The organism is Kitasatospora sp. NPDC051914, from assembly GCF_040680995.1.
GTDB lineage: Bacteria > Actinomycetota > Actinomycetes > Streptomycetales > Streptomycetaceae > Kitasatospora.
In genome coordinates this window covers 1-4,095 of record NZ_JBFAXX010000148.1, presented here as the reverse complement: position 1 = coordinate 4,095, position 4,095 = coordinate 1, and the positions used below count along the sequence as shown (strand labels likewise).

The 4,095-nt window shown below is 68.3% G+C and carries 4 protein-coding genes; all 4 read right to left on the bottom strand.

The features are described from left to right. A partial coding sequence (locus AB0M03_RS39465; protein WP_363501624.1) for a non-reducing end alpha-L-arabinofuranosidase family hydrolase occupies nt 1-1,095 on the bottom strand: 1,095 nt, incomplete at its 3' end. A 112-nt stretch (nt 1,096-1,207) separates the two neighbouring features. Further along, nucleotides 1,208-1,330 (bottom strand): hypothetical protein, encoded by a 123-nt coding sequence (locus AB0M03_RS39460; protein ID WP_363501618.1) that lies wholly within the window; start codon nt 1,328-1,330, stop codon nt 1,208-1,210. A 394-nt stretch (nt 1,331-1,724) separates the two neighbouring features. Continuing rightward, entirely contained in the window at nt 1,725-2,630 is a 906-nt protein-coding gene (locus AB0M03_RS39455; RefSeq protein ID WP_363501621.1) for a glycoside hydrolase family 11 protein, read from the bottom strand. Nucleotides 2,631-3,135: 505 nt separating this feature from the next. Further along, the coding region (locus tag AB0M03_RS39450; protein WP_363501615.1) for a family 1 glycosylhydrolase at nt 3,136-4,095 on the bottom strand (960 nt) is incomplete at its 5' end.

Here is a 4,095-nt window from a genome sequence, read left to right as displayed (position 1 = left end):
CTGGTTCTGGCCCTTGACCTTGTAGACCTGCGGCGCCTCGAACAGGTTGTTCACCGTGTCGCTCATGACCGTCGTGTACGACGAGCCGAAGCTGCCCGGGAAGTTCCCGATCGGCATGCTCGCCCGGTAGATCTTGCCGTTGTCACCGGCGAAGAACAGGTACATGTTCTGGCCGTCGGCGATCAGCGTCTGGTCGATCGGGCCGGTCCCGGAGCCCGAGATGCTGCCGGTGAACAGCGGCTGCGGCGCCGACCAGCCGTTGGGGTTGGTCGGATCGCTCGACGTACGGTAGATGAACGGCCACTGACCCCACTGGTACGCCAGCACCCAGATGTTCTTGGGCGCGAAGTAGAACAACGTGGGCGCCACCGCGGCCTGGCCCATCCCGCTCTGCCCCGCCGACGCCATGTCCGACCAGTTGGTGAACGGGCTGAACATCATGGAGCCGTACGACGACCCCGACACGTTCGACGCATAGACCAGGTGCTTGCCGTTGTACACGACGTTCGTGAAGTCCTTCACCGACACCCACCCGTTCGCCGGCTGCGCCAGCGCACCCGTCGACGTCCACCGGTACGTCGACGGAAGCGCGCACGTGCCGCCCGTCGGCGTGGGCGTCGGCGTCGACGGGCTCGACGACAGGCCGGTCCACTGCTGGTTGCTGCGGCCGTTGCACGTCCAGATCTGCACGGCCGTGCCGTTGGCCGTGCCGGCGCCCGTGACGTCGAGGCACAGTCCGGACTCGACGCCGACGATCGTGCCGTCGGAGTTCACCCGCCACTGCTGGTTCGCGCCGCCGCTGCAGGTCCAGATCTGCACCCGGGTGCCGGCCGTGGTGGCGTGGCCCGGAACATCCAGGCACTTGTTGCCGTACACGGTCAGCTGGTTGCCGGACGTCAACGTCCACAGCTGGTTGGCGCCGCCCGAGCAGTCATAGATCTGCAGGGCCGCGCCGTCGCTCTGGCTGGCGTTCTGCACATCGAGACACCGACCGGAACCGACGCCGCGCAAGGCTGCGCTGGTGGCCGCCTGAGCCGGGTTGGCGGACAGCAGCGCTGCCAACGCCGCCACGGCCGCGACCACGGCGGTGAGCATCACGGAGAGATGTTTGCGCACGGGGGACCTCCTCTGTGAACGGATGGACTGTCGAACAGGGTCTTTGGCGCTGACACTCGTGTGCTGCCATCGGCGCGCTCGGTGGCCCGGCTCACCGGAAGTTCCAGTGCTGGTCGGCGTCGCCGTCGGAGTCCCGGATCCGGACGGGTGTGCCGTTGCCGTTCTGTCCGGCGGGCTCGTCGAGAACGCGTCCGGCGGCTGCGTCGGAGAGCATGTGGACGGTGCCGGAGGTGATGCCGCCGCCAGGGGTGCCGTCGCTGTTGCCGACCGGGGCGGTGAGCGCCGCGCTGTGGGCGGGCTTCTTGTTGCCGCCGAGTAGCGGCTGCTCCAGGCCGCTGCCGCACCCGGCGTGGTCACCCCGGCGGTATGGCCGGCCGCGGGCCCTCGGCGACGGCTCTGGCCGAGCTGACGACCATGCATGCGGCCGCCGTCAGGGCCTCACGGAGACGAGGCTTCCTTTTGGCCTACGGCATGACGGACCGTTCTCCTTGTGGGTGGGGGATGCCAGGCCGGGCATGCTCTGTTAGCGCTAACAATTTACCGTGCCCGCCGGGCAGTGGGGGGAGAGAATTCCAGGGATTGCCGCGTGGAACCGGACGCTTACGGGCTCAGCTCGCGCTGCAGGAGAGCGTCGGCCAAGTGGTGCTGCCGTTCTTCATGATGGTCATGCCCCAGTTGTTGCCCGCGCCGTTGGGGGTGGCGACCAGCGTCTGGGCGTCGGGGTAGGACGCGTTGATGTTCCAGGTCGCGCTGATCTTCTCCGGGGAGGGGACCTTCACGGTCACCTTCCAGGTGTTCGATCCGGTGACCGAGACGTTCAGGTTGTAGCGGTCGCTCCACGAGGCGCCGGCGGAGAGCGTCGCGGTGCAGCTGCCGCCGCCGCCGGTGCCGCCGCCGGTGGAGGAGCCCAGCGTGATGTTGGAGCTGCCGCTGCTCCGGTAGCCCTCGGTGGCCATGATCTCGTAGTTCATGGTGCCGAGGTTCATGCCGTACCTGGCCCACGCGTCGAAGTGGTTTCCGACGGTGATGGTCCCGCCGGTCCGCTTGGTCTGCCGGACGCTCCAGTACTGGTTGAAGGTCTTGATTCCCTCGATGGAAGGGGCGTTGTAGCGCGTCGTCTCGTAGATGTCGTAGGTGCCGCCGTCACTGGTGACGGTGCCCTTGTACGTGCCGGTGGGCTTGTAGGAGCCGTAGTTCTCGACGATGTAGTACTCGACGAGCGGGTTGGTGCTCCAGCCGTAGAGCGCCAGGTAGGCGTTGCCGTTGGTGCTCCAAGTGCCCGAGTAGGTCACCGGGTTGCGGGACCCGGTGCTCCAGCCCTTGCCGGCGACGAAGTTGCCGGCGTTGGTCCACGAGGTGCTGTAGTTACCGCCGCCGTTCAGGGACATCGAGGCCGCGCCGGTGCCCTCGGTCCAGAACGAGTAGAAGTATCCGCCGTCGGTGCCGGTCCGGTTCGTGGTGACGGTCGCGGCATCGGCGGTGCCGGGCAGGATCAGGACGGTCGCCAGGGCCAGTACGGGGACGCGCGCCTTGTCGACGAGTCGCCAGGGGCGACCGGTCTTGCGACTTTTGGGGCGGGGGAGGTTCACGGGAGTGATCCGTCCTGTTGGTGAGTGGGTGGGGGGTGGGTGCAGCCCTGGGCCACCGGCGACCGCGAGGGGTGGGACGGCGTCGTACGGCGGTGTGCAGAGCCGACCTGACAGCAGCATCGTTGTGTCCGAAGCCAGTTGGCGAATGCAGCCCGGATCCGGGGCCGTTCGGACTTGTCGACGGCGACAGTGTTGACCTGCACCCGACAGGGTGTCAACACTTTCGACCAAGAGAGCGATAGATTCGCTCCTGCCCCAAGTCCACCATCCTCACAAAGGGGCTGGCCAGACGTGTGGAGGCCGACGCGTGCCTGAAAAACTTGACCTGCCTTCGCTCGATTTCCCCGCGATCTTCTCGGGATTGCCGAAACCTGCAGCAATAAGTGTTCGAAAGTTTCGAAGACTGCACAGGATCCCGCGGAGACGGCGGTCAGGCCAGCCCGCCCCGGCGGATCACCTGCGAGTACCAGCGGGCGCTGGACTTGGGCGTGCGGACCAGCGTGTCGTAGTCCACGTGCACCATGCCGAAGCGCTTGCCGTAGCCGTAGGCCCACTCGAAGTTGTCCATCAGTGACCACAGGTAGTAGCCGCGGACGTCGGCGCCGGCGTCGATCGCGTCGGCGATCGCGCTCAGGTGCCCCTCGATGTACCGGATCCGCTCCGGGTCGTGGACGCTGCCGTCGGCGCCGACCACGTCCTCGAACGCGGCGCCGTTCTCGGTGACCAGCAGCGGCAGGCCGAACTCGCGGTGGAGGGCGGTCAGCGAGTCGGACAGGCCGGTCGGGTCGATCGGCCACCCCATCGCGGTGAGGTCCTCGTTGGCGTGGTGGAAGGCGACGTCCTCGGCGCCCGGCCAGGGGCTGTGCGGGCTGTCGCCGTGACCGTCGTGCCGGGGGAGGTCCTTGGCGTTCCCGGCGGAGGAGACCACGGTGGGGTTGTAGTAGTTGAGGCCGAGCAGGTCGATCGGGCGGGAGATTTCGGCGAGGTCGCCGTCGTGGACGAGTTCGTCCCACTTGACGATGTGCGCGGTGTCGCCGATGAGGTCCTCGTCGTAGCGGCCCTTGAACATCGGGCCGGTGAAGATCCGGTTGCCGACGGCCTCGATCCGGCGGGCGGCCTCGAGGTCGTCGGGGTGCCGGCTGAGCGGGCGGATCGCGTGCAGGTTGAGCGAGACGGCGATCCGGGAGCCGGTCGGGAGGGCGGAGCGCAGGGCGCCGACGGCGAGGCCATGGCCGAGGTTGAGGTGGTGGGCGGCCTTGAGCGCGTCGGCGGGGTCGGTGCGGCCGGGGGCGTGCACGCCGGAGGCGTAGCCGAGGAAGGCGCTGCACCAGGGCTCGTTGAGCGTGGTCCAGGTGCCGACCCGGTCGCCGAGCGCCTCGGCGGCGAGCGA